Annotated in this window: 18 protein-coding genes, 4 tRNA genes, 1 pseudogene and 1 riboswitch; of the genes and pseudogenes, 8 read left to right on the plus strand and 15 right to left on the minus strand. The window is 62.4% G+C overall.

Annotated features, from left to right (window positions below; translation table 11 throughout):
• Positions 1-74: 74 nt before the first annotated feature.
• Positions 75-829 (plus strand): annotated as a pseudogene (locus tag ABWI03_RS00125) (class I SAM-dependent methyltransferase).
• Between the two features lie 7 nt (positions 830-836).
• Here the strand turns inward: ABWI03_RS00125 and puuE are convergent.
• From puuE to ABWI03_RS00145, 4 genes are all read right to left on the minus strand, one after another.
• A complete protein-coding gene (gene puuE / locus ABWI03_RS00130; RefSeq protein ID WP_124567653.1) occupies positions 837-1,766 on the minus strand; it encodes an allantoinase PuuE in 930 nt (309 codons plus the stop codon).
• A 15-nt stretch (positions 1,767-1,781) separates the two neighbouring features.
• Positions 1,782-2,768, minus strand: a complete 987-nt coding sequence (gene alc / locus ABWI03_RS00135; protein ID WP_124567654.1) for an allantoicase — start codon at positions 2,766-2,768, stop codon at positions 1,782-1,784.
• A gap of 3 nt (positions 2,769-2,771) precedes the next feature.
• Positions 2,772-4,016, minus strand: a complete 1,245-nt coding sequence (locus tag ABWI03_RS00140) for a DUF6986 family protein (protein WP_124567655.1) — start codon at positions 4,014-4,016, stop codon at positions 2,772-2,774.
• 62 nt (positions 4,017-4,078) lie between these two features.
• Positions 4,079-6,106, minus strand: coding sequence for a CocE/NonD family hydrolase (locus ABWI03_RS00145; protein ID WP_298777269.1), 2,028 nt, complete (start codon positions 6,104-6,106; stop codon positions 4,079-4,081).
• 92 nt (positions 6,107-6,198) lie between these two features.
• Here ABWI03_RS00145 and ABWI03_RS00150 point away from each other — a divergent pair, with 92 nt between their 5' ends.
• The 3 genes from ABWI03_RS00150 (at position 6,199) to ABWI03_RS00160 (ending at position 9,721) form a co-directional block, all read left to right on the plus strand.
• Entirely contained in the window at positions 6,199-7,170 is a 972-nt protein-coding gene (locus tag ABWI03_RS00150) for a pseudouridine synthase (RefSeq protein ID WP_206028804.1), read from the plus strand.
• Positions 7,171-7,245: 75 nt separating this feature from the next.
• Positions 7,246-8,781, plus strand: coding sequence for a CYTH and CHAD domain-containing protein (locus ABWI03_RS00155; protein WP_298777268.1), 1,536 nt, complete (start codon positions 7,246-7,248; stop codon positions 8,779-8,781).
• Positions 8,782-8,830: 49 nt separating this feature from the next.
• Positions 8,831-9,721 carry a universal stress protein gene (locus ABWI03_RS00160; RefSeq protein ID WP_095968708.1) on the plus strand — a complete coding sequence of 297 codons (891 nt, stop codon included), beginning with the start codon at positions 8,831-8,833 and terminating at the stop codon, positions 9,719-9,721.
• Between the two features lie 53 nt (positions 9,722-9,774).
• Here the strand turns inward: ABWI03_RS00160 and ABWI03_RS00165 are convergent, their stop codons facing one another.
• On the minus strand, positions 9,775-10,515 hold the full coding sequence (locus tag ABWI03_RS00165; RefSeq protein ID WP_095968707.1) for a VIT1/CCC1 transporter family protein: 741 nt from the start codon (positions 10,513-10,515) through the stop codon (positions 9,775-9,777).
• Between the two features lie 131 nt (positions 10,516-10,646).
• Between ABWI03_RS00165 and ABWI03_RS00170 the strand changes: the two genes are divergently transcribed.
• On the plus strand, positions 10,647-11,405 hold the full coding sequence (locus tag ABWI03_RS00170; protein WP_095968706.1) for an SDR family NAD(P)-dependent oxidoreductase: 759 nt from the start codon (positions 10,647-10,649) through the stop codon (positions 11,403-11,405).
• A gap of 3 nt (positions 11,406-11,408) precedes the next feature.
• Here ABWI03_RS00170 and ABWI03_RS00175 read toward each other — a convergent pair whose 3' ends face one another.
• The 10 genes from ABWI03_RS00175 to ABWI03_RS00220 form a co-directional block, all read right to left on the minus strand.
• Positions 11,409-12,041 (minus strand): TetR family transcriptional regulator, encoded by a 633-nt coding sequence (locus ABWI03_RS00175; RefSeq protein ID WP_007733896.1) that lies wholly within the window; start codon positions 12,039-12,041, stop codon positions 11,409-11,411.
• 115 nt (positions 12,042-12,156) lie between these two features.
• Entirely contained in the window at positions 12,157-13,656 is a 1,500-nt protein-coding gene (gene ftsW, locus ABWI03_RS00180) for a putative lipid II flippase FtsW (protein ID WP_353798706.1), read from the minus strand.
• A 101-nt stretch (positions 13,657-13,757) separates the two neighbouring features.
• Complete coding sequence (locus ABWI03_RS00185) at positions 13,758-15,119, minus strand: MFS transporter (RefSeq protein WP_298777795.1); 1,362 nt, start codon at positions 15,117-15,119, stop codon at positions 13,758-13,760.
• Positions 15,120-15,188: 69 nt separating this feature from the next.
• On the minus strand, positions 15,189-16,583 hold the full coding sequence (locus ABWI03_RS00190; RefSeq protein ID WP_095968703.1) for an NtaA/DmoA family FMN-dependent monooxygenase: 1,395 nt from the start codon (positions 16,581-16,583) through the stop codon (positions 15,189-15,191).
• Positions 16,584-16,612: 29 nt separating this feature from the next.
• Positions 16,613-17,692, minus strand: coding sequence for an LLM class flavin-dependent oxidoreductase (locus ABWI03_RS00195; protein ID WP_095968702.1), 1,080 nt, complete (start codon positions 17,690-17,692; stop codon positions 16,613-16,615).
• 4 nt (positions 17,693-17,696) lie between these two features.
• Positions 17,697-17,792, minus strand: a riboswitch (SAM riboswitch).
• 184 nt (positions 17,793-17,976) lie between these two features.
• Entirely contained in the window at positions 17,977-19,572 is a 1,596-nt protein-coding gene (locus ABWI03_RS00200) for an ABC transporter substrate-binding protein (protein ID WP_235170188.1), read from the minus strand.
• Positions 19,573-19,850: 278 nt separating this feature from the next.
• Positions 19,851-19,924 (minus strand) — tRNA-Phe (locus tag ABWI03_RS00205).
• A gap of 70 nt (positions 19,925-19,994) precedes the next feature.
• Positions 19,995-20,068, minus strand: a tRNA-Asp gene (locus ABWI03_RS00210).
• 135 nt (positions 20,069-20,203) lie between these two features.
• Positions 20,204-20,276, minus strand: a tRNA-Glu gene (locus tag ABWI03_RS00215).
• Positions 20,277-20,388: 112 nt separating this feature from the next.
• Positions 20,389-21,042: a TetR family transcriptional regulator gene (locus ABWI03_RS00220; RefSeq protein WP_019745065.1), complete on the minus strand. Its 654-nt coding sequence runs from the start codon at positions 21,040-21,042 to the stop codon at positions 20,389-20,391.
• Positions 21,043-21,446: 404 nt separating this feature from the next.
• On the opposite strand from ABWI03_RS00220, the gene ABWI03_RS00225 reads away from it, so the two are divergent.
• From ABWI03_RS00225 to ABWI03_RS00235, 3 genes are all read left to right on the plus strand, one after another.
• On the plus strand, positions 21,447-21,956 hold the full coding sequence (locus tag ABWI03_RS00225) for a MarR family winged helix-turn-helix transcriptional regulator (RefSeq protein WP_298777266.1): 510 nt from the start codon (positions 21,447-21,449) through the stop codon (positions 21,954-21,956).
• Positions 21,953-23,344, plus strand: a complete 1,392-nt coding sequence (locus ABWI03_RS00230; protein ID WP_298777265.1) for an MFS transporter — start codon at positions 21,953-21,955, stop codon at positions 23,342-23,344. The genes ABWI03_RS00225 and ABWI03_RS00230 overlap by 4 nt, the downstream gene beginning before the upstream one ends.
• Positions 23,345-23,356: 12 nt before the next feature.
• A tRNA-Lys gene (locus ABWI03_RS00235) sits at positions 23,357-23,429 on the plus strand.
• Positions 23,430-23,500: the final 71 nt, after the last annotated feature.

The following is a 23,500-nucleotide window of genomic DNA, read 5'->3' on the forward strand; positions in this document are numbered from 1 at the left end:
GACTGGCACCGTCGACGCTCGGCGACGATGATGATGTGATGCCGGAAGGAACGCCTGAGGGGATTTCACAGGGGATGTCGCGAAGTTTCGAAGAACTTGTCGCCGAGGCCGAGTCCGCCTCCGTCGACGGGTGGGATTTCTCGTGGCTCGACGGCCGGGCCACGGAGCAGCGTCCGTCGTGGGGGTATCAGAACCTCATGGGTGAGCGTCTCGGCCGCGCCGGCGCCGCGTTGGACATCCAGACCGGCGGCGGCGAAGTCCTCGCCGCTGCACCAACACTCCCGCCTGTGATGGCAGCAACCGAATCCTGGCCACCGAACGTCATCAAGGCCACCGCCCTTCTGCGTCCCCGAGGTGTGGTGGTGGTCGCGGATCCGGACGAGCCACCGCTACCGTTCGCCGATTCGGCTTTCGATCTGGTGACCAGTCGGCACCCTGCGACGGTGTGGTGGGCCGAGATCGCTCGGGTACTCGAACCGTGGGGGGAACGTACTTCGCTCAACATGTGGGTCACGCGAGCGTGTTCGAACTCGTCGAGTACTTTCTCGGTCCTCAGCCGCAGGCTCGTCGCGGACGGCACTACGAGGACGAAAGTGCCGACGCGGTTGCCGCTGGGCTCACCGTTGTCGATCTTCGTTTCGAGCGTCTGCGCATGGAATTCTTCGACATCGGCGCCGTCATCTACTTCTTACGCAAGGTGATCTGGATGGTTCCGGGATTCACCGTGGCGCAGTATCGAGACCGACTCCGCGAGCTCGACGAGCAGATCCGTCGCGATGGATCATTTGTCGCGTACTCGAGTCGATTCCTTATCGAGGCGCGCAGGTGAACCCGCATTACGCCGGGTGAACAGCTTTCCAATGTTCGGCGATGTCGATTCGCCGCGCAATCCAGACCTTCTCGTGCGACTGCACGTGATCCAGGAAGCGCTCGAGGGCAGCGACACGGGCGGGGCGGCCGACAATGCGGCAGTGCAACCCGACCGACAGCATCTTCGGCGATCCGGCCGTTCCCTCCGCATACAGCACGTCGAAGGCGTCGCGTAGGTGCGCAAAGAACTGATCACCGCTGGGAAATCCTGCGGGAGAAGCAAACCGCATGTCGTTGGTGTCAAGGGTGTACGGAACCACCAGGTGCTTCGCCGACTCTGTTCCACGGGGGACGTCCACCCAGTACGGCAGATCGTCGGCGTACGAATCGGAGTCGTAGACGAAGCCGCCGTGCTCGACCACCAATTCACGGGTGTTCGGTGAATCGCGTCCGGTGTACCAACCGAGAGGCGCCGAACCCGTCAGATCCTGCAGGATCTGGACCGCCTCGGCCATGTCTGCACGTTCTCGCTCGATGTCCACGGATTGGTACGACTTCCATCGCAATCCGTGACATGCGATCTCGTGACCCAATTCCTGAAAAGCACTGACCGCTTCCGGGTTACGTTGCATCGCGCGCGCCACCGCGAAGATGGTGAGAGGCAGGTTCCGCCGCTCGAAAGTCCGCAGGACACGCCACAATCCGGCCCGAGAGCCGTATTCGTACAGCGATTCCATACTCATGTGTCGATCCGGAAATGGTTCTGCCGGAGTCATTTCCGACAAGAACGTTTCCGAAGCCGCGTCGCCGTCCAGAACGCTGTTCTCGGCACCCTCTTCGTAGTTGAGCACGAACTGAACAGCTATCCGCGCGTCGTCGGGCCAGTGGGGGTGCGGCGGATGAGGACCGTACCCCACCATGTCCCGGGGATAGTCGTCGCGCGGATAGTCGCTCATGCCGACAACTTACCGTCAGCGCTCCGAGATCACAGCGCGAGCAGCATCTGTCAGTACGCCGAAGACTCTCAGCCGCGCGAGGCCACCGTCGGGGAAGATGTCCAGACGAACATCGGTGACCGGGACTTCGGATTCAACCGGGAAGCGATGGCGGGTGTCCGGACGCAGAGTGGTTCGAGGCAAGAGTTCGATCCACTCCCCTCCAGACGTCCGGCCGGTCAGAGCGCCCTCACCCGGACTGTTTCCGAGGAAATACGAGGTGTCGATCTCGACAAAGCTCAGCACGCCTTCACCTGCGAGTTGTACTTGTACCCAGTCGTTTCCGTCGTCGCGGCGCCTGGCCGTCTCCCACCCGTCACCCATCGAGGCAGCGCGTCCGGGAAACAGAATGTTCTGCGGCGAGCTGTAGAACATGTTGGAGCAATCGGTTACGCGGCCACCGTTTTCGAGTGCTGCGAGGTCCAAGGGCCCGGCGTCGAGGAACCGCGGGTCTGGCCGTGCTTCACCGTGAACACGGAACCTGGCAACACCGCCGTCCGGGTAGATGGTCAGCTTGACGTGTGTCCACCGCTCCTCCGAAGACACCGAGAACGGATTCTCGGAGTCGCCTTGAACGGGCGAGCGCTCGACGATGGTTGTCCACTCGTCGGAACCGGCCAGGTCGAGTGGATCCGGATACCCGTCCACGGAGATTGCTTCCACCGAGATCTCGGGCGGGTAATTGCCCTTGAACCAGGCCGTGTCGACGACGACGCCTCGCACCACTCCGGGAACACCGAGGCGCACGATCGCCTCGTCATGACCTGCCACCCGGCGACGACGGGTCTCCCAACCGTCGTACACCTGACCCTTGTGACCGAACGTTGCCGGCTGGTATCCAGCTTTGCCCGGTCGGATCAGGGCCTCACGCTCGGCGAATGCCTCGTCGTTCGCCCAGATGACGGCTCCGCCGAGGGTGCGCAGTGCCAGGTCGGGCAGCAAGGTGAATTCGGTGGTGCTCATCGGTCAGTGTTCTCCTGTGATCGGTGTGGTGCGTCCTACGAGGTGGCGGAGTGCGTCGGTGTCGGCACTCGGGGCGAGCCTGAGCACTTCGGATTCCGGATAGGCCCCCGCGTCGAGCCCGCGCAGAACCACCGCTGCCAGCGCCTGGGCAGTTGCGGGTTCGTCGATCACGTCGCCACCTTGGCGCCCCAGGTACGACTGGATGCGCGGAGCAGCGGCGCCGAGCGCGTTGCGGTAGAAGCCGAACGTGGCGAGCCAGCGGGTGACCAGATGCCCGGGGTGCATGTCCCACCCCTGGTAGTAACCGCGTTCCAGGGACCGTGTGACGAGGCGATGGTGCCGCGTGATCGCGTCGCGAATCGCCGTGGCACTCCCGACGGGCGCAACCTGAGTGGACCCGTCGCACACCCAGACGCCGGTCTGAGCGGCAGCAGCCAACATGACAGCCTTTGCGTGGTCTGCCACCGGATGTTCGAGCGACTGATGACGTGATGCAATTCCACATGCCGCGCTGTAATCGTAAGTGCCGTAATGCAATCCCGTCAGACGGCCGGCTCCGCGATGGATGGCCGGAGCAACTGCCACCGTTCCGTCGGCAGCGATGACCGCCTGCGGGCTCTCGATCTGCAACTCGAACCGAAGCGAACCGGTCTCGAGTCCATGGGCATTCTCCAGTTCTTCGCAGAGCAACACCGTCGCCGTGACCTGCTCCACCGCGCGCAGTTTGGGAACGGTGAAGACAAATCCGTTCGGCACTCCGCCGGCGGCGTCGAGCACCAGCTCGAGAGTCCTGATCGAGCGCCGACGCTCGCCGGCCGGTAACCCCTTGAACCTGATGCCACCCCAGCTCGGACCCGCAGAATCAGTGCTGAGCGCTGCGAGTGTCCGGCCGGCCGACGTCGCTGCCGCGTCTTCTTCCTCGTCGCTGCGACGTCCGTACCCGTCCTCGAAATCTATTCGAAAGTCCTGGACCGGCTTGCGGCCGAGCTGAACTCGCACATCTGCGAGCGCATTCTCGGTGTCGAGATCGGCGAACACATGCGCATGAGAATCGAGAAGCGCGATCGCCTGCTCACCCCAGAGACGAGGGGTGTCGACAGTTGCGTCTGCAGCACTGACGTAAATCGTGTGCACAGGCTGGATCTCGTCACGGTTTCCCGGGTACTGCGCCGCGAGCCGCTCGTCCACCGGGTCCAGAAGTCCGTCCAGACGATCGTGGACGGCGGCGGAGAGTCGGGATTCTGTCATCGGACGATCTTCGCAGAACGTCCGCGAGCCCGCAGGTTCTCACGCCGCCGATCCAGTCCGGGTCAGCGACCTCCGACGAACGGAACGTTGACGAAGCTCGGCCGGTCCGCAGCCAACTCGATGTGCTGCGGCTTCAGTTGGCTGTCGGCGAGCATCGGCCCGAGTGCCAGGTAACGCGGCACGCTGGCAGCGTAGACGTCGACGCGGAGTCGGTGTCCGGGTTGTAGCACCGCGTCCGTCGGGAGCATGTTGATGTCGACGGCGGTGACTTCACCGGGAACCACCGGCTGACGGGTGTCGATCGTCAGATAGTGGTGCGGTTCACTGTAGTCACCGTTGGCCGAGCGAGTGCTCTTGGAATCGTCGACCGCCCGGAGCGACGCAGTCAGAGCGCCGTTCGTGATCGGTGTCGAGGTTCCGTCCGGCGCTACGTCGTTGACAGTCGCTGCCCAGAATCCGTCCGTCGAGTCCAGGACTGTCTCGAGATGGACGTTGATCGGGCCCGAGAGTGAGGTCGGCTCCGTCACCGCCTCACCGGTGAACGTCAGACCCTCCGCTTCCTGGAATCGGGAATCCTTGGAGCACGACGCACCGAGCACCACGGAGATCCCGGCAGTTCCCTGTGTTCCGTCGCCGGAACAAAAGCCTCGCAGTCCTGGTGCGACCGTCAATCGCGCTGCGGCACTGGACGGGTCATTTGTCAGCGAACCGTCGTACGCCGCGTGGGCGGCAGTTCCGCTGGGCGCGGAGTTCAGATACATACGTTCGTACGTCGCACCCGCTCGCGGGAACTGATCATCGGTGATCCATCCGCCGCCTTGCTGCAACATCGTGACCGGGCCGTAGCGATCGATTCCGTTGTCGATGCCCTTGAGCCACATGTCGAACCACGCACGTTCGAGTACATCGAGGCGCGGCGGCGCACCGTCCTTGCCGAATCCTCCACCGGGAGTGACGTGATAGCCGTTCCCCATGATCAACTGCTTCTGGCCGGGTGGCAGATCGATTCCGTTGTAGATCCGCGGCTCGCTGTTGGCGAAGATGTCGTGCCAACCGCCGTAGACCATCGTCGCAGCGGTGATGTTGCCGACGTCAGCGGATCGGTCCTGATAGAACTGACCGTCTTGCGCGACTTGGAGAGTCGACGGTGACACGTCTTCGATTCTCTGGGCCGTCATCGCTTGTACCAGTTCGGGAATCAGTGTTCCCGGATCCTCGAGGCGGCTCGCCAACCACAGTGGATCGAAATTTCCTTGCAGGATGTCCTGCACGTTCGGGATGAGCTTGAGTCCGTTGACCGCGGTCAACCACAACGGCATGAACCCCACTCCGAGGCCACCACCGGTCCCGACGATGTCGCGCAGCAGATCGTTGCCTGGTTCGACCGGGAAGATCGCCTTCAGCGCAGGGGGGTTGTTGCTCGCCGCCTGCACCGAATTGATCGCGGAGTACGAGATACCCGCCATCCCTACTTTTCCGTCCGACCACCCTTGCTTGCTCATCCAGTCGATGACCTCGATCGAATCCTGTTGCTCGCGCTTGCCGAGGACATCCCAATTACCTTGGGAGAAGCCGGTTCCACGCGCGTCGACCACGACCTGGGTGTATCCGTTCTGGACCAGGTCACGGTTGACGCCGAGAACCCGTGCGCCTCCGCCGGCGATGACGCCCGTCAACTCCGACACTCCGTCGAACGGCGCAGCGAGGTCGAGCGAGTTCGCCACGTCCATCAACGTCTCACCCACCTGCGGGATCGACAGAGCTGAATCCACCAACGTATCCAGCAGTTTCGTGTACGGCGTGATGTTGAGAACCGAAGGTGTCTTCGATTCCACGGCGCGCCCGGACGCATCTGCCGGGCGGTACACATTCGCTTGTAGAACGGTGCCGTCACTCATCGTGATGGGCACGTCCCACTCGATGGAGACCCCCGGATACTGTGGCGCCGCCTCCGTAGCCGCGAGCCAGGCTTGTCCGTCCGACCCGCCCGTCGGATCCGCAGAAGCGACGGCACTCGGCACCGTCAGGCCCACGACGCACAGTCCCACCGCAATCGTTGTCGACCTTCGACGTAGAAGTCGTGTCTTCACGAAAACCCCAATTTTCTGTTGTGATGACCCAGCCCTGCCCCCACGACAGTGACCGGCGTCACGAACTTACCGGATAGTAACTTCCGTCCCATATGTCGTCAATAGGTCTGAATGCCGGCCGGACGGCTAGCTTTGAAGATGTGTCACGATCTCCCCTTCCCGTCCGCGACGGCCTGAACCCCAGTCGCATCCGTCAGCCCGAAGACGGCATGTGGGCGACGACGCTCGACTACCTGCTCGAACGGTTCCCCCAGGATGCCGTCCGCTTGCGGGAGAAAGTCGCAGCCGGGGAAGTCGTCGACGAGAAGGGCGTCGGAATCACCGAGGCGAGTGCTTACGCTCCGCGGCGGTTCGTCTACCTGTACCGAGACCCACCCGTCGAGTCGCGGGTACCGTTCGAGATCGACGTCCTGCACCGGGACGAGAACATCCTGGTCGTGGACAAGCCGCATTTCCTGGCGAGCACCCCACGAGGGCGATACATCGCCGAATCGGCACTGGTCAGATTGCGCCGGGACCTCGATCTGCCGGAGTTGAGTCCCGCTCATCGCCTCGACCGCGTCACAGCGGGACTACTGCTGTTCACCGTGCATCAGGCGGCCAGGCGCGGCTACCAGACCATGTTCGCCGAGCGCCGCGTCGCCAAGGAATACGAGGCCATCGCGCGTTACGACGCACAGGTGAGCACTCCCGTGGTCGTGCGCAGTCGCATCGTCAAAGAACGCGGGGTACTCAAAGCCGAGGAGATCGAGGGCGAACCCAACAGCGAGTCGCGGATCGAACTGATCGAGACGCGGGACGGCTTCGCGCGGTACCGGTTGATCCCCCATACCGGCAAGACCCATCAACTGCGCCTGCACATGACCTCCGTCGGGCTCCCGATCCACGGCGACAACTTCTATCCCGACTTCTACGACGTTGCCGCAGAGGATTATTCGAACCCGCTGCGCCTGCTGTCGAAGGTTCTCGAGTTCGAGGATCCGATGACCGGCCGGCTGCGACGGTTCGAAAGTCGGCGAACCCTGTCCTGGCCGGACGAATCAGGCGGTGGCGACTCGCCGTAGGGACCCCGGACCCTTCCACTGCGCCACCGATACCGGGAGGATGGAAGCGCAGACCGCACCGCAAGAGGAGACCAGATGAGCAAGACCGCTGTCGTACCCGAAGCCGTACGGGAGATCGAGCGCAAGTACGAGGCGCCGGCCGAGCAGGAAGTCCCCGCCTTGGGTGGACTTCCCGGTGTTGTCGGTGAGCCGGTTCACGACTCGATACAGCTCTCTGCCACCTACTTCGACACCGCCGACTACCGGTTGCTCGCCGAGAAGATCACGCTGCGCAAGCGCGAGGGCGGCGATGATGCGGGGTGGCACATGAAACTTCCCGCAGGCCAGGACACTCGAACCGAGATCCAGCTTCCGCCGGACGAGAGCACCGATGTCCCCTCGCCGCTGTCGAGTCTGATCCGGGCGATCATTCGCGGTCACGACCTGGTTCCGGTCGCCCTGATCATCACCGACCGGGAGCGCACCCGACTCAACGGCGAAAACGGTGTTCTGCTCGCCGAAGTGGTCTCCGACACCGTCATCGCCTGCAAGGCAGACGGTTCCGGTGAATCGACGTGGCAGGAAGTCGAGGTCGAACAAGGCGCAGGCGGACAAGATCTGGCCGACGCAATCGAGACGGTTCTACTGGACGCCGGGCTGGAGCGTTCTGCAAGTCCGTCCAAACTCAAACGAGCATTGGGTACTTCGGTGACCCCGTACGTCGGTCTCGAGATCACCACGGGCAAAGCGTCGAATCCGCGGATTCTGTTGCGCAATTACCTCATCGAACAACTACGCGCACTGGTCGCAGCGGACCTCGGAACGCGTCGGGCCGACGACGAAGCCGTTCACGACTTCCGGGTTGCAGCTCGTCGCATCCGCAGCGCTCTTCAGTCCTACGCGGGCCACTCCCCCAAGACCGACGATCTGATCACCGACCTGCGGTGGATCGGTGGAAAGTTCGGTGACGCCCGCGACGTCGAGGTCCAATGGGAACGTCTGGTCGAACGCCTCGGCGAAATCGACGAGATGCCCGAACGAGAAGCTGTGCGTGCTCGAATCGACGAGTTCTTCTCGGCCCGCGGTGAAACCGCGCAGGAAACAGCCCTCGAAGCGCTCGATTCCGAGCGCTACACCACGCTGCTCGATCGTCTCGACGAGTACGTCGGCGACCTCGAGTTCGACGCCGTCGCCCACCGTGTGGGAAAGAAGGCGTCGGCACGAGAGTTGGCCCATACCCTGCGCCACCTGGCTCACAAGGTCGGCAAGCGAGTCGATCACGTCTTCGATGCCGATACCCGCGCCGAGCGTGACGAGCGAATGCACCGCGCACGCAAGGGTGCCAAGCGGATGAAGTACGCGATCGAGGTCATGGAACCGGTGTCGAAGAGCCGAGCCAAGCGCGCCTTGAAGCATTTCAGCCACTTCCAGGACGTTCTCGGCGAACATCAGGATTCCGTTGTCGCCCAACACCATCTGCTCGAAATCGCGGCGGAGCAGGAACACACGTCTTTGACCAGCTTCGGATTGGGCATGGCCTATCGGCGAGAACTGGAAATAGCCGACGGGCAGTCAACCCTGCTCCGCAAGACGTGGAAGGAAGCCGTGAAGTCGGCGTCGTCACTCTGGTGACTTCGCCGCAACCAGTCGACCGATCTCGATCATTTCAGAGGGAGTAGACATGAACACACTTGCAGGACACCAGGATGTCGTCGCCGGCATCGACGGATCCGAGGCGTCCACGGCCGCGGCCCGGTGGGCCGCCTCGGTTGCGAATGCGGTGAACTCACGACTGATTCTGGCGCACGCCCTCCCGCAGGAGGGTCCGATCTACAGTCCCGCTGCAGTGATGTTGCAGTCGCAGTTCCTCAGCCAGATCCGCGAAGACGGCGAAGCGATCGTCGACGCCGCTGCCGCGGTGATTTCAGCTGAATTCCCGGAACTGACCGTCGAATCCGAGATCGCACCAGGCCCGGCGTCGACGCACATACTCGAATCTTCGGGTACCGCACGCCTGATCGTGATGGGGTCGACCGGATCGGGTGCACTGCGTTCGAGGCTGCTGGGTTCGACTGCACTGAAGGTGGCAAATCACGCCACCTGTCCGGTCACGGTGTGGCGTGGTTCGGCGCAGAATCCCGGTCCGGATCAACGTCCCGTCATCGTCGGAGTCGACGGAAGTGCGTTGAGCAAGAAGGCCGTCGAGTACGCGTTTCGTTATGCCGATCAGTTCGACGCGCCGCTCATCGCCGTCCACACCTGGCAGGGCTCGTCCACCTTCCGCGAGGGCGGAGCGGGAATCCTCATCGACTGGGAGGCCGTCGAGCAGGAGGAGTCGGCGCTATTGGCGGAAAACCTGGCCGGTATGGCCGACCAGTACCCGGACGTGCCGGTCACCCGCATCAGTGAACCCGGCGCCGCTGCTCCCGTCATGCTCAAGTACGCGGACGATGCGCAGTTGATAGTTGTCGGAAGTCACGGGCGCAGTGCGATGGCCGGCGCCGTGATGGGCTCGACGAGCCAGAATCTGCTGCACCATGCGCCGGGACCGGTCATGATCTGTCGCGCCTGAATTGCTGTGCGCCTTTATTAACCCCCCGCGGTTAATAAAGGCGCACAGCAGGGTCAGCCGAGACCCGTGCCCACCAGCTGACCTACTCCGTACGTCACAGCCATCGCCAGCGCGCCGCCGATCACCACTCGTAGCACGGCTCTGGTCTTGCGGGCTCCGCCCAGCGTCGCGCTGATCGTCCCGGTCAGTGCAAGTGCGATCAGCACCGCAAAGAAGGCGATGGGCACGCGGATACCCGTCGGCGGCAACAGAATCGCGACCAACGGGATCGCCGCGCCGATCGTGAACGAGATTGCCGACGAGATCGCCGCATGCCATGGATTGGTGAGATCGTCCGGGTCGATGCCCAATTCGACTTCGACGTGTGCCGCGAAAGCATCGTGCTCGGTCAATTCTTCGGCGACTCGTCGAGCCGTCTCCTGGCTCAATCCCTTGTTCTCGTAGATCTCGGTCAGTTCCTGAAGTTCCGCCTCCGGTGTTTCGAGGAGTTCCTTCTTCTCCTTCTGCAGGAGTGCGCGTTCGGTGTCTCGCTGAGCGCTGACCGAAACGTACTCACCCAACGCCATGGACACAGCGCCGGCAACCAGACCAGCGAAACCGGCGGTGAAGATCGCGGAGCGCTCGGTTGTGGCTGCCGCAACACCGACCACGAGGCCTGCGGTCGAGACGATTCCGTCGTTTGCACCCAGAACACCTGCACGCAGCCAATTCAGGCGATTGTTCAAACTCGGTGCGTGAGGTTCGGATTCCCCACCGGGCGCCCCGTCGGTCAACTGCACACTGTCTCCTGACATGGCAACAGATTAGGACGATCAGTCCGGTTGCGATAGCAATCTGAGCCTGTCCTTCGCGCACTGATATATTCCGACCAGCACCCCAACCAAGCATTTGTTAGGTTGAGAATCGGCAGACACCTGGAGGCATTGTGAGCACAGCACGCACAGCTTTTGTCAGCGGAGGAACCGGCGGAATCGGGTCGGCGATCGCCTTGACTCTCGCCGAACGCGGACACGACGTCGCCTTCACCTACCGAAACAACAAGGACGCCGCCGAGCAGCTGAGCGAGCAGATTCGCGCGCATGGCGTACGCGCCCACTCGTACCCTCTCGACCTCACCGACGAATCGTCGATCAACGCCGCCGTCAGCGATGCGGTCAGTGATCTGGGTGGGCTGACGACCCTCGTCCACGCTGCCGGACCGCACGTCCCGATGACGCACCTCTCACGCGTGACTCCGGCGTTCTTCACCGAACAACTGAACCAGGAAGCCGCGGCGTTCTTCACGCTCGTCCACACCGCCCTGCCTGCGCTGCGTGCATCCTCGGGTTCGGTGGTAGCGGTGACGACCGCGGCTACGGATCGTTTTCCCGTGCGCGACGGACTCTCCGCAGGCACCAAAGGGGCTGTCGAACAACTGGTTCGCGGATTCGCCGCAGAGGAAGGACGCTACGGCGTCCGGTTCAACGCCGTAGGACCAGGCATGTTGACGGACGGAATGGCCGAGCGTCTGATCAACTCCGCCGAACTCGATCAGGGCGCGCTCGACGTGACCATGAGCCGAATCCCGTTGAAGCGCTTCGGATCGGCCACCGACATCGCCGAAGCCGTATGTTTCCTCGCGAGCGACGCCGCCGGATTCATCAGCGGCCAGAAGCTCAACGTCGACGGCGGATACACCGTGTGAGTTCTATCCGCCCAACTTGCGAAAGACCAGGCGCACGGCAAGTTCGAGATGCGCCATCACTTCGTCTGTCGTCATCCGGCCGGCAACCCACGAGACGAGACTCGACATCCAGACGTCGTCGATGACCTTCACCGCGTCCAGTTGCTGCTGCGAGACTTCCTCGACGCCGATAGCCTTCGCGAACATCTCGGTCACGACCCCACCGAGTGCGTTGAGTTCCGGAGTCGCCGATGCGTCTGCGAACATGTACGCCCGAACCAACGCTTCGTAGCGGAGGTGATCGGTCTCGAGGACCTCCGTATTCTTGCGCAGCACAAACAGAATCCGGTCCGACGGAGTCTCGCCGGGGATTACAAAGTCCTGGAATCTGTCACGCAAACCCTCGAACATCCACAACAATGCGACGACGAGCATGTGGTTCTTGGACGGGAAATAGCGGTAAACAGTCCCGATCGCGACGCCGGCACGATCGGCGACCGATCGCATCTGCACCGCGTCGTAGCCGCCTTCGGAGGCGGATTCCATTGCAGCGTCGACAATCCGGCGAAAACGCGCTCGCTGCGACGGCGTCGTACGACGTCCGGTCACCGAGCTACGTTCGACCACCGACTGGTCTGCCTTGTCGCCACCTGCCATGTCCACAACCCTTATTAGACGTCGTCAATACCGACTCCTAATGTAGCCGCCCAACGCAATTGTCGGGTGCACGACTGCCCGCTTCCGAAGTGCCCGCCAATGGAACCGGCCGAGATCAGGAAGCGCGCCGGGGCCGATCGGATCGGCCGCGTCTACGTGGATCTTCCGACCAGTCACGCGATGGTGCGCGTCGACCCGGCGCTGGAGTCCGGCGCCGGTCGGGTTGTGGCGCACGTCGCTCCGGCCTGCGTTGACCAGTTGGGACAGGCTGAGCGCGGCGAGCAGGCGGCCGACGCCGATCAGTCTGCGGTCTCTTGGCAAGGCCGAACCGCGGCTTGCCGAAGACCAGCGGAATCCAACCGCGACCGCTGCTCTCGGACGAGGCGACGGCCTCCGGCTCGCGGAAGGCAGCGTGAGCGATCAGCCCGAACATCAGCAGGGTGGTGATCATCGACGTTCCGCCCGCCGAGATGAGCGGCAATTGCAGACCGGTCACCGGAATCAAGCCCACCACGTACGCGATGTTGATGAACGCCTGTACGACGATCAACGTCGTTGCCGTCGCCGTCATGACTTTGAGGAACGGATCGGTGGACCGCTTGGCAATCCGCAGCCCGACGATCAGTACCGCAGCAAAGAGAGCAACGACGATCAGCGCGCCGACCAGACCCAACTCTTCACCGATCACGGCAAAAATGAAGTCGTTGTGTGCTTGCGGGAGGTAGCTCCATTTGGCGTCGGACTGTCCCAGACCACGACCGAAGATGCCGCCGTTCGCCAATGCGTACTTCGCCTGGGTGCTCTGGAAGTTCAGGCCTTGCGGGTCGAGATCAGGATTGAGGAAGGCTTTGATGCGATCCGAGCGGTAACCAGCAGTAAGCCCGAGCACGAGAAACGCGACTGCGGAACCGAGTGTGAGGCTGATGAACGTCTTCATCCGGAACAGCCCGAACCACAGCACCGACATGAAGATGATGCCGATCGTGATGGTGGTTCCGAGGTCTTTCTCCAACACCACCAGGACCAGAACCAGCAGGGTCGTACCGCCGATCACCGGCAGCGCGCGATTGACGTCCATCCGCGCCTTCATGAACGACGCAACCGTCGCTGCGGACCAGATCGCCAGAGCAAGTTTGGCCAGCTCCGACGGCTGGAAGGAAATACCCGCGATCACAAACCAGCTGCGCGCACCCATCTGTTCCGAACCGATACCTGGAATCAGCACCAGGACAAGAAGAACAAGACACAGGATCAGCAGCCACGGCGACGCTCTACGCATCGTTTCGGTCGGTAAGCGCACGACCGCCACGAACATCACCAAACCGATCGCCGCGAACATGCACTGCGGCCAGAATCTGGCATAGGACGTCCCGGACAGAACATAGGACTCGACGCCCGAAGACGAGAGCACCATCAGTAGTCCGAACGCGACGATCAGCACGACCAGACCGACGATCATGTGGAAATCGAACAGCGGCCGATTCGTCCAGAGCGCCGTTCGAGCACGGAAGGGCGTCGATGTGCGGTCACGTTTGTCCGACGATCCACGGGGCGAGTTAACTGGCTCTCCACTCCCGCGACCGTTGGGCTTGTCTTCACTGCGACCGGTCACCACACAAGTATCGTCCCACGACTCCTAACCCATGGGTAACACAAGTCCCATGAGTCACACGGGCTCGGCCTTCGAACGGACTCGACAACCTACGAAATGCCTGTTCACACCCTTCGCCGACGTCTGTCTGCTACCGCTGCTGCCAACGAGAGCGTCAACATGACCACACAAACGGCCAGTGCGATACCGAGCGCACGTCCGTATCCGTCAGTCGACGATCCCAGTACACCGAGATACAACCCCGACACCGCGGCCAGCGAGATGGTCGCGGACAGGCGCTGCGACAGTTGCAGGAAACCCGCTGCCACTCCGTTCGCGCCCGTCGGTGCATATTCGAGAGTCAGAACCCGATTTGGCGCGTCGACCAAGCCGCTGGCAACTCCCGACAGCACCGCCAGGACTACCAGCACCGGGATCAGATGTTCCCGCGGAATCACATTGACCGCTACGACGTAGCCGAGGATGACGAGGATCTCGCCGACTATCGCAAAAACCACCGCACTTCGACCGAACCTGGCGACCAACCGCCATCCGAAAGCCGACGTCAGTGCCATCGCGAGTGAGCTACCGGTCATGATCAACGCCGCACTCAGCGGCGCGAAGCCCAAACCTTCGATCAGATAGAGGCTGAGCACCGCGTTGACGGCGAGGATGGATCCGAACCAGAAGAGTGCAACCGTTGTACCCAGTCGGAAGCCCCGTGAGGCGATCAACGACGGAAGCAGTACCGGCGTTCCGCCGCGGTCGGCGTACCGCCGCTCCCAGAACCAGAAGGCAACAGCAGCGCCGAACGCGCCGATCAGGAAAACCGCGGCGACAGTGACACTGGTTCGGGTCACGATGGGCCACAACAGGAGCCCGGTCGTAGTCGCCAGCAGACACAGCCCGACCGGATCGATCGACGCGCCTGATCGGGTGGTCCGATCACGGCGCAGAAAGCGAAATGCCAACATCAGAGTGATCACGGCAAACGGCACATTGAGAACGAGAAGCAACCGCCATCCGAAGTCGGCGTCGGAATACTTCAGCAGAACGCCACCGAGGATCGGTCCGGAAACGCCGGCCAGCCCACCCGCGGTGCTGTACGCGCCCAACGCCTTCGCCCGAGCCTTTCCGGACACCCGGTCGGTGATGATGCCGAGCACCTGCGAACTGATGGTGCCTGCGCCGATCCCTTGCCCCAGCCGGGCCGACACGATCATCGACGGGTCCGACGCACACGCTCCGAGGATTCCCATCACCGCGAAAATGCTCAGCCCCGACAAGAACAAGCGTCGACGCCCGACGACGTCACCGAGTCGGCCCGCCGGCACCAGGGCCAAGCCGAAAGTAAGCGAATAGCTCGCGAGGATCCACTGCACTTCGGAGGTCGACGCGCCCAGTGACGCACGGATGGACGGAACTCCGATTCCGAGCACCGCCGAATCGAGAAGAGTGGTGAAACCCGCGGCGACGCAAACGACAATCTCCCAGCGGACGGCCGAATCGAGCTTGGTGGATTCGGCCGTCGCTGTGACCGTGTGCGACAGGACCCGTTACCCCGCAGCTTCGGACGGAGCCCGACGCGTGAGCGGCGGCCGCAGACCCAGGTGCTCTCGCAGCGTCGACGTGGAGTACTCGGTGCGATACGCCCCACGCTCCTGCAACTCCGGGATCAACCAGTCGACGATCTCGTCCAACCCGGTCGGCACCAGGTACGGCGAAATGTTGAAGCCGTCCGACGCTCCGTTGCGCACCCAATGCACCAACTGGTCGGCCACCTGGCCGGGAGTGCCCGCAAAACCCGAACGCTGCGAGGTCTCGATGGCGACCTGACGCAGGGACAGGTTCTTTGCCTCCGCGAGCGCCCGCCATTCACGCGCGATCGCAATGGGGTCGTTGCCGTCCCGCGCTGAACCGCGTGTCTCGGAAACGGGGCGGGCAACCGGATCTTCTTCGGGCAGTGGACCGTCCGGGTCTCGATCGGACAGATCCTTCCCCCACACCAGTCCGACCAGAGACAGGGCAGTCTGACCGGTGAACTGGCCTTCGAGGACCCACCGCGCTTTCTCCTCGACCTCGGACTCGTTCTCCGCCAACACGATCTGTGTGCTGGGCAAGATCTTGACGTCGTCCTCCGGTCGTCCGGCTCTGCGCAACCGAGCCCGAATGTCCTCCGCGAAGTCGAGAGCGCCGTCGAAATGCGTCCCGTGTCGGGAGAATATGACATCTGCATGTGTCGCCGCGAAATCGCGTCCACTCGGCGAATCGCCCGCTTGGAAGATGACCGGATGCCCCTGGCGGCTTCGGGGAAGGGTCGGCGTCACGGAGATGTCGAACTGCGAAGTCTGCTTGCGTACGTCGCCGACGGCTCCCGGACTCGACCAGTGCTCGGACGTGCGAGAGTCCGAGATCGCGTCGTCGGCCCACGAATCCCACAGTGCCCGCGCGGTTTCGATGAACTGCCCGGCACGCTCGTAGCGTAGGGCGTGATCGAGGAAGCCACCACGACGGAAGTTCTCTCCAGTCCACGCGTTGTCGGTGGTCACCGCGTTCCAGCCAGCCCGTCCACCGGAAAGCAGATCGAGGCCGGAGAGTCGACGCGCGAGGTCGGCCGGTTCGTTGTACGTGGTGTTCTGCGTCGCGACCAACCCGATCTTGTCGGTGATACCGGCGAGTGCGGCCAACTGCGCGATGGCGTCGGGGCGGCCGGCGATATCGAGGTCGAGAATCTTGCCGTTCTGTTCGCGGAGGCGAAGGCCCTCACCGAGGAAGAAGGCGTCGAACAGGCCTCGCTCGGCGGTGAGTACCAACCGCCGAAACGTCTCGAAGTCGATCTGGGAACCACTGGCGGAATCGGACCAGATGGTGGTGTGGTTGACCCCTTGGAAGAAGACGCCGAAGTGAACGTGAGCGTCGGGTCGAGGTACGGCGGAGCGTGATGCAGTCATGGCCGAAATATCCTTAGCGCGAAGTCAAGTCAGGAGGAGTGGGCAAATCGATTTGCGGGCCGCTGCAGACCGAGGTTGCCCCTCAGGGTCGATCCCGGAACCGGGCGTCGCGTCAGCCCGGCCTTGGACAGCGCCGGAAGAACGAATTTGGCCAGCACCGGAAGGTCCTCGTCGATCACGAGAGCGTGGACATGAACCCCGTCGAGGTGCCCAGCCAACTCCCTCAGAACTACGGCCGCCTCCCCTGGATCTGCAGCGAGGAGCAGTCGTCCACTGTCGACGGCTTTCCCGTGCGAGTTCAGCTCGATCAACCGCTGCGCCGCAGACAGATTGGGCGTATCGAATGCCACATCGACCTCGACGACCACCAATGACGCGCCCTCATCGCGCGCCTTGGCGGCCGACTGTGTAACAGCCTCCACCGAATCACCGGAAACGAGAACGACATCCGCCTGGCGTGGATCGATTTCTCCGTAGCGTCCGAACACCACCAACTGACCTTGCGGCGGTCGCGGAACGATTGCGGGCCCCTTCACCGAGAACGTGTCACCCTCGAAATTGACGTAATGCAGACGATCGCGCTCGAGGAACCGTCCGCTGAGATAGTCACGGACGACGGCGTCGTCCTCCCACGAATCCCAGAGATCGGTCACGACCGTGACCGAATCCCGCTGCTCCTGCTGACGCGCCGACTCCGTTGTCACCGGAGCTCTCCCCCACGCCTTCGCCGCAGCTTCGTCTTCGACCGGAACAGCCAGCCAGCCACCGCGCCCACGGGAGGAGTAGTCGAGCGTCGCCAATTGCGAAGACGTGTGGAATGGTTCGGCGTACGTGGTCCCGACGACGGGGACCAACCCGATCGTGCTGGTCGTCGCCGCCACGTACGACGCCCGCGAGACGGCGTCGATCCGGCCGACGACGTCGCCACTCGGCGGAAGGATGGAATCGTCGAACGTCGCGAAGGTGAAGCCCGCATTCTCGGCAGCCGCGACGCGATCGCGCACGGTCTTACCCGTGAGCAGCTGATCCGGGCGGTGCGAACTTCGGCGCCAGGCGGCGGGGTGAGTGCCCTCGCCGTCCAGTTCGATACCCACGGCAAATACAGTCATGTGTCCTCCATCGGTCCTGGCGGTAGCACCCACACTGCGGTTAGGTAGCGGGTTGCTGCGGCATCATCGAGCCAGGTCTCTCAGCCACTCTGGATGGTGGATGCAATCTATGCGGGCCACACTGGACAAGTCAAATCACGCTTGACGAATCCTATTGACCTACAACCTATTTCAATTGAATCACACTGATCGAAAGGGTTGCATCGTTGATGCTGGACGTCGAAAGAGAACGAGCCCCGCCCGACTCGCGTCGGACGGGGCTCGCCTGGAGGGCAGCAGTTGATCTACTTCGCGCCCAGCCAGGCCTGGTCGAACAGCATGATTCCGGTAGCTGTGGGAACGACACCGTGAACGTTCTTCTGCCAGGCCCAGAACGATGTCAGTCCGCCGATCGGTGCGGACGGAACCGTCTCGTTCCACAGTGTCTGGATCTTGCCGATGACCGCCAGGGTCGACGAGTTGTCCTTGGCCTGTTGAAGATCTGCGATCAGCTGGTCCATCGCGGGGTTCGCGTATCCAGCAGTGTTCGCCATCGAGGTGCTGTTGGTCGTGGAGAACAATCCGAGATCGAGAATCGACTCGTACATTCCGATGCCCGCGTGCGCGAGGTCGAAATCGTGCTTGACGTAGACGTTCTGCACGATGTCGCCGGCATTGTTGGCCAAGATCAAGTTCACATCGAACCCGACGGCCTGCAACAGTGACTGCACGGCGAGACCGATCGCATGATCCTTGGGCTCACTCAGGACGGTGTAGTCGAGAGTGCCGTCGTACCCGTCGGCCTTTGCCTGATTCAGTAGTTCCTTCGCCTTCTCGGGGTCGTAGGCGATACCTGGTGTGTCAACATGCCATTGGGACGTCGGACCGAACAACTCCGAGCCCGGCAGTCCCTCACCATTTTCCACGCGCTGATCGATCAACGTGGTGTCGAGCGCGTAGCCGATAGCCTGGCGGACGCGAACATCCGAGCCCGGTCGGCCTTCACGGTTGTTGACGATCTCGGCACTACCGGCATTGAGCACGTCGATGTAGCCGGGGTAACCAGCGGACTTGGCGGAATTGATCGCCGACGTGAGGCCACGAATGTACGCGACATCGAGCTGACCGCTGTTCAACGATTCGAGATTGGCCTGCGGACCGTTGAGGGCGACCATTCGCAACTTGTCCAGCTTCGGAGCCCCGCCGTAGTAGGACGGGTTGGCCTTGAAAACTCGCTCGACGCTCGGAGTGAAGAGATCTTCGGTGAAGGGCCCGGCTCCGACAGCGGTGAACTTGTCGCCTTGCTGCGAACTCGGGGCGACGATCATCCCGTGACCGAGAGCGAGCATCGACGGGAAGCGCATCCACGGCGTCTTCAGCTTGAACACGACCGTCGTCGGATCGCTTGCCTGCGCCGATTCCACTGAAGCCAGCCAGAGCTCGGCGCCGTTGCCCTTGCCTGCGTTGTACCGATCGATACTCGCGATCACCGCGTTGGCGTCCAGGGTGGTGCCGTCGCTGAACTTCACACCGTCGCGAAGTTTCAGAGTCCAGGTGGCTCCGTCGTCAGCGGTCGCGAGCGATTCGGCAAGCTTGGGCTCGAATTCTCCGCTGGCAGTGTCGTAGCTCATCAAGACGTCGTAGACAGCTGCGAACGCCTCTCCACCGGAACCGCCGCGGGCGGCAGTCTTGGTCGGGTCGAGTGAGGGAACGAGTACCTGCACGCCGTACGTCATGGTCCCGCCGGCGACTGCACTCCCCGGATCTGGTTGCTCGTTGACCATGCCGGTCACGACGTCACCCGACGCAGTCGGTGTGTCGGTTCCGCTGTCGTCGTTGCTACTCGCGCAGCCCACCAACAAGACGCCGGCACCGAGCACCGCGACGGCGGCACGGCTCACTTTCCCGATACGCCAAGATCTCGAGTGCGACACAGGTATTCCACCTCACTTCCAGTAGACGCGACCAGGGATCGGCCGCAACCGGCTAATAGTGAAGTTCACGGCGGAGTGACGCACAGCACGTTCCCGGTGACCGGAAACATTCACGAAGGGATGGGCGCGTACTTGCCCAGATGGTCGCGCCGAAATGAAGATGGCGATTGGCATCGGAACACGAAAAAGCTCCAACCTCATGTTCGAAGAACATCGACGTTGGAGCTTGTTCAGAAGAATTGTTGTGGCCAGGGCCGGGATCGAACCGGCGACCTTCCGCTTTTCAGGCGGACGCTCGTACCAACTGAGCTACCTGGCCGGACGGCACCCGAACCGAATGCCTATCGCATTGCGTTGTTCTCAATCAAGAGACTGAGAACAACGCTTTGCGACCCTGACGGGACTCGAACCCGCGACCTCCGCCGTGACAGGGCGGCGCGCTAACCAACTGCGCCACAGGGCCTTGCTTTTTCCTTGCTGTGAAACCGTACTACATCTTCGAGCCGCTCCCAAACCACTGTCCTGGCCTGGCATTTGTGCATCTCAAAGCGTGTCGTGCGGGTCAAACCATACTGCATCGTTTCGCTTTCGCAAAACGTACCCCCTACGGGATTCGAACCCGCGCTACCGCCTTGAAAGGGCGGCGTCCTAGGCCGCTAGACGAAGGGGGCCCGCCGGATCTCTCCGAACTAGTACCCCAACGGCGTTCCGTTGGGAGCTTGGATAGCTTATGGCACGGCATTCGGAAATCACAAATCGCCTGGTCATGGCCGAAAAAGTGGACTATTCCGCGTCGGGGAACTCCACTTGCGGCCACCCGTCACGATGGAACTTCTCCAACCACTCCGGCGTGGCCATCGCTTCGAGCACCACTTCGAGGGACTCCTCGAACCACACGCCCAGATCGCCACTCGAGGCAATCAGGTCCGCCATGTACCGCTGGCCGGCAAGGCTCGCTGCCAGGACACGCGTGAATTTCTCCGGGTCGACGTCTTCGCGGAGCAAACCGTCGTCCTTGGCGCGCAATGCCAACTCGTAGGCGGTCTTTCCCCAGACCTGGCCGCCGCCCGATTGCACATCCTTGTAGAACTCCGGCTCGATGATCAGCCGGAATTCCGCCTGCACGATCACCTCGGTACGGAAGACCTCGGCAATGTCGAGCACGAGCCCGTGCAAGGCGACGAATGGATCGAGGTCTGTTCTCTTGGCCCAACGATCAGTGATTCCAGTGAAGGTTTCGATAGCCGAGGTCAGAACTGCTCGCGCCAACTCCTCCTTGGACTGGAAATGAAAATACATGGCGCCTTTGGTGGCGCGGGAGCCCTCGAGGATCGTGTTCACCGACGCAGCTGCATAGCCGCGCTTGGCGAATTCGACTGCAGCCGCTTCGACCAGGGCGGCGCGGGTACGCCGCGCACGCTCTTGTTGACGTGCCATTGACGGTGTTGTGCCTCTCGCAGAGTTGGTACGCAGAATCGCCGTGATCGGCGCCTGTCATCCCCCGAAACTTCACAATATCCCCTCCAACACACCCTACGTAAGGACTAGAGCTATACCCGCCAAAAGTACTAGTCGCAATCCCCTGTTCGGGGGACAACAACCGACTTTATGCCCAAAAGACACCAAGTGGTATGGTTTTGGCCGCTCGGGTGCGCCGCAGGGGGTGCGCATCCGAGCTTTCTACTGTCGGAGGCTTCGGCAATCCGACCCGTGGACGGAATCAGTCCGCCTGCCGACGCACGGCAGTCCCAGAGTTTTAAACAACCAAAGCAATCATTTATTCCCGTTCTTTCGCGAAAATCGGACTGGAAACACTGAAACAACACAGTTAGACTGTCTAAATGGACGAACGTGGGGCTCGCAGTAAGGCACGAGACGACATCGACGTACTTTGGGACGATCTGGGCGCCTTCGTTCGGCGGCTGCGCACCAAACGCAACGACCACAAACTCACCCCGAGCCAAATCCAGGCCCTCGGCCACCTCGACCGACAAGGTCCGTTGACCGCAAAAGAGTTGGCCAAATTCGAGCGCGTCACACCGCAATCGATCGCCAAGACCGTGGCCGCACTCGAAGAGCAGGGGATGGTCACACGCAGTTCGGATCCGTCGGATGGGCGCGCGGTCCTGGTCACGATGACCGAACTCGGGATCTCGACCCTGCACGAAGACCGAAAGAAACGCACTGAGTGGCTGGCCGAGGTGATCGATACCGAGTGCACCGAAGCCGAGCGCGATCTGCTGCTGATCGCCGGCCGCATCCTGCGCAGACTCGGCCAGGATGCTTCCCCGGCATCAGCATCGACATCGACATCGACATCGACATCAGAGGAGTCACTGATGAACCCGTGACCGCCGTCGTCGAAACGCCGACGCCCCACACTTCAGTTCCACTGAAACTGAGTCTTGCTCTCGGCTCGGGAACTGTTCTTCAAGCACTGAACTCGTCGATGATTGCGGTGGCAATCGTCCCGATCGCCACCTACTTCGGTTCGAGTTCCGGTACGGCCTGGGTGATCTCGGCCCTCTACATCGCGACCGCGGTCACGGCCCCTGCGGCCGGGCGACTCGGATCGATTCTCGGCGCCAAACGCGTCTATCTCGCAGGGTTGGGACTGATCGCTTCCGGATCGATCCTCGGCTCGCTCGCTCCGTCGCTGGGTTGGCTCATCGCGGCACGAATCCTGCTCGGAATCGGCACGGCGACACAGTATCCGAATGCGATGACCGTCATCCGTGAATACGCCGATCGCCACCGGACTCAAACCCGTTCAGCGATAGCAACACTCACCATTTGCGCTCAGTCGGTCGTCGCGCTGGGCCCGACCCTCGGCGGATTGTTGGTCGGCACACTCGGTTGGCAGTCGATCATGTGGGTGAACCTCCCGCTCGTCGTCGTCACCGCCGTATGGGTCTTCTTCGCCGCTCCGAGCGACTCAGCTCTGCCCGACCGCGCCGGTGCCGCTGCGTTGTTCAAGTCTCTCGATCCACTCGGTATCGGCCTGTTTCTGGCCCTGACGACGTCGACGATGCTCTTTCTCCTCTCCCTCGCCGAGCATGCGAAGTGGTACCTCCTGCCATCGACGGCATTCTTCGCGTTCCTCTTCGTCTGGTGGGAACGTCGAACGGCCTCGGCATTCATCGACGTCCGTGCCGTCGCGCGAAACCGTGCACTGAGCATGACACTCGGCCGGACTCTGCTGACCTACACAGCGTTCTACTGCATATTCTTCGGACTCCCCCAGTGGCTACAGGTAGCCCGCGGAATGTCGCCGATCAGCGCGGGGCTCTTCATGCTCCCCGTCGCTGCGATCGGGATCTTCGCGACCATGTCCGCGTCGAGGGTGTACGGGAAATTCGGCGCACGGGTCACCCTGCTGATCGGCACAGCCGCGTTGGCTGTCGGCGGGATTCTGATCGCCTTCGTCGAATCGAGTTCGACGCCGCTGGTGGCGCTCCTGCTGATAGCGGCGATCCTGGGCATTCCCAACGGCTTCAACAACATGGGAAACCAGAACCTGATCAACTCGGTGACCACCTCCGCCGACGTCGGGACCGCGATCGGCCTGTACCGAACAATCCAGTACATCGGCGCCAACCTTGCTGCCGTCGTCATCGAGTTGACCATGCGCGGAACCATCGACGACGCGGGTCTGCACCGCACCGGTGGAACCATCGCCGTCATCGGAATTGCACTTCTGGTGGGGGTGGTGTTTTCACGTACTCTGCGGTCCCGTTAGACTCTGCGCCGCGCCCCTATAGCTCAGTTGGTAGAGCTACGGACTTTTAATCCGCAGGTCGTAGGTTCGAGTCCTACTGGGGGCACAAACGCAGACCCGGCACTCCTCACACGGAGCGCCGGGTCTTCTGCATTCGTGCCACATGAACGGGCGCCA

Source organism: Rhodococcus baikonurensis, assembly GCF_040489275.1.
GTDB classification, from domain to species: domain Bacteria; phylum Actinomycetota; class Actinomycetes; order Mycobacteriales; family Mycobacteriaceae; genus Rhodococcus_F; species Rhodococcus_F baikonurensis.

Bases quoted from the DNA above. Each gene is read 5' to 3' on its own strand.
- ABWI03_RS00140 (WP_124567655.1), bottom strand. From the start codon at position 4,016: ATGACAGAATCCCGACTCTCCGCCGCCGTCCACGATCGTCTGGACGGA.
- alc (WP_124567654.1), bottom strand. From the start codon at position 2,768: ATGAGCACCACCGAATTCACCTTGCTGCCCGACCTGGCACTGCGCACC.
- ABWI03_RS00155 (WP_298777268.1), top strand. From the start codon at position 7,246: ATGAGCAAGACCGCTGTCGTACCCGAAGCCGTACGGGAGATCGAGCGC.
- ABWI03_RS00175 (WP_007733896.1), bottom strand. From the start codon at position 12,041: ATGGCAGGTGGCGACAAGGCAGACCAGTCGGTGGTCGAACGTAGCTCG.
- ABWI03_RS00195 (WP_095968702.1), bottom strand. From the start codon at position 17,692: ATGACTGTATTTGCCGTGGGTATCGAACTGGACGGCGAGGGCACTCAC.
- ABWI03_RS00220 (WP_019745065.1), bottom strand. From the start codon at position 21,042: ATGGCACGTCAACAAGAGCGTGCGCGGCGTACCCGCGCCGCCCTGGTC.
- ABWI03_RS00160 (WP_095968708.1), top strand. From the start codon at position 8,831: ATGAACACACTTGCAGGACACCAGGATGTCGTCGCCGGCATCGACGGA.
- ABWI03_RS00225 (WP_298777266.1), top strand. From the start codon at position 21,447: ATGGACGAACGTGGGGCTCGCAGTAAGGCACGAGACGACATCGACGTA.
- ABWI03_RS00165 (WP_095968707.1), bottom strand. From the start codon at position 10,515: ATGTCAGGAGACAGTGTGCAGTTGACCGACGGGGCGCCCGGTGGGGAA.
- ABWI03_RS00190 (WP_095968703.1), bottom strand. From the start codon at position 16,583: ATGACTGCATCACGCTCCGCCGTACCTCGACCCGACGCTCACGTTCAC.
- puuE (WP_124567653.1), bottom strand. From the start codon at position 1,766: ATGAGCGACTATCCGCGCGACGACTATCCCCGGGACATGGTGGGGTAC.
- ABWI03_RS00150 (WP_206028804.1), top strand. From the start codon at position 6,199: ATGTCGTCAATAGGTCTGAATGCCGGCCGGACGGCTAGCTTTGAAGAT.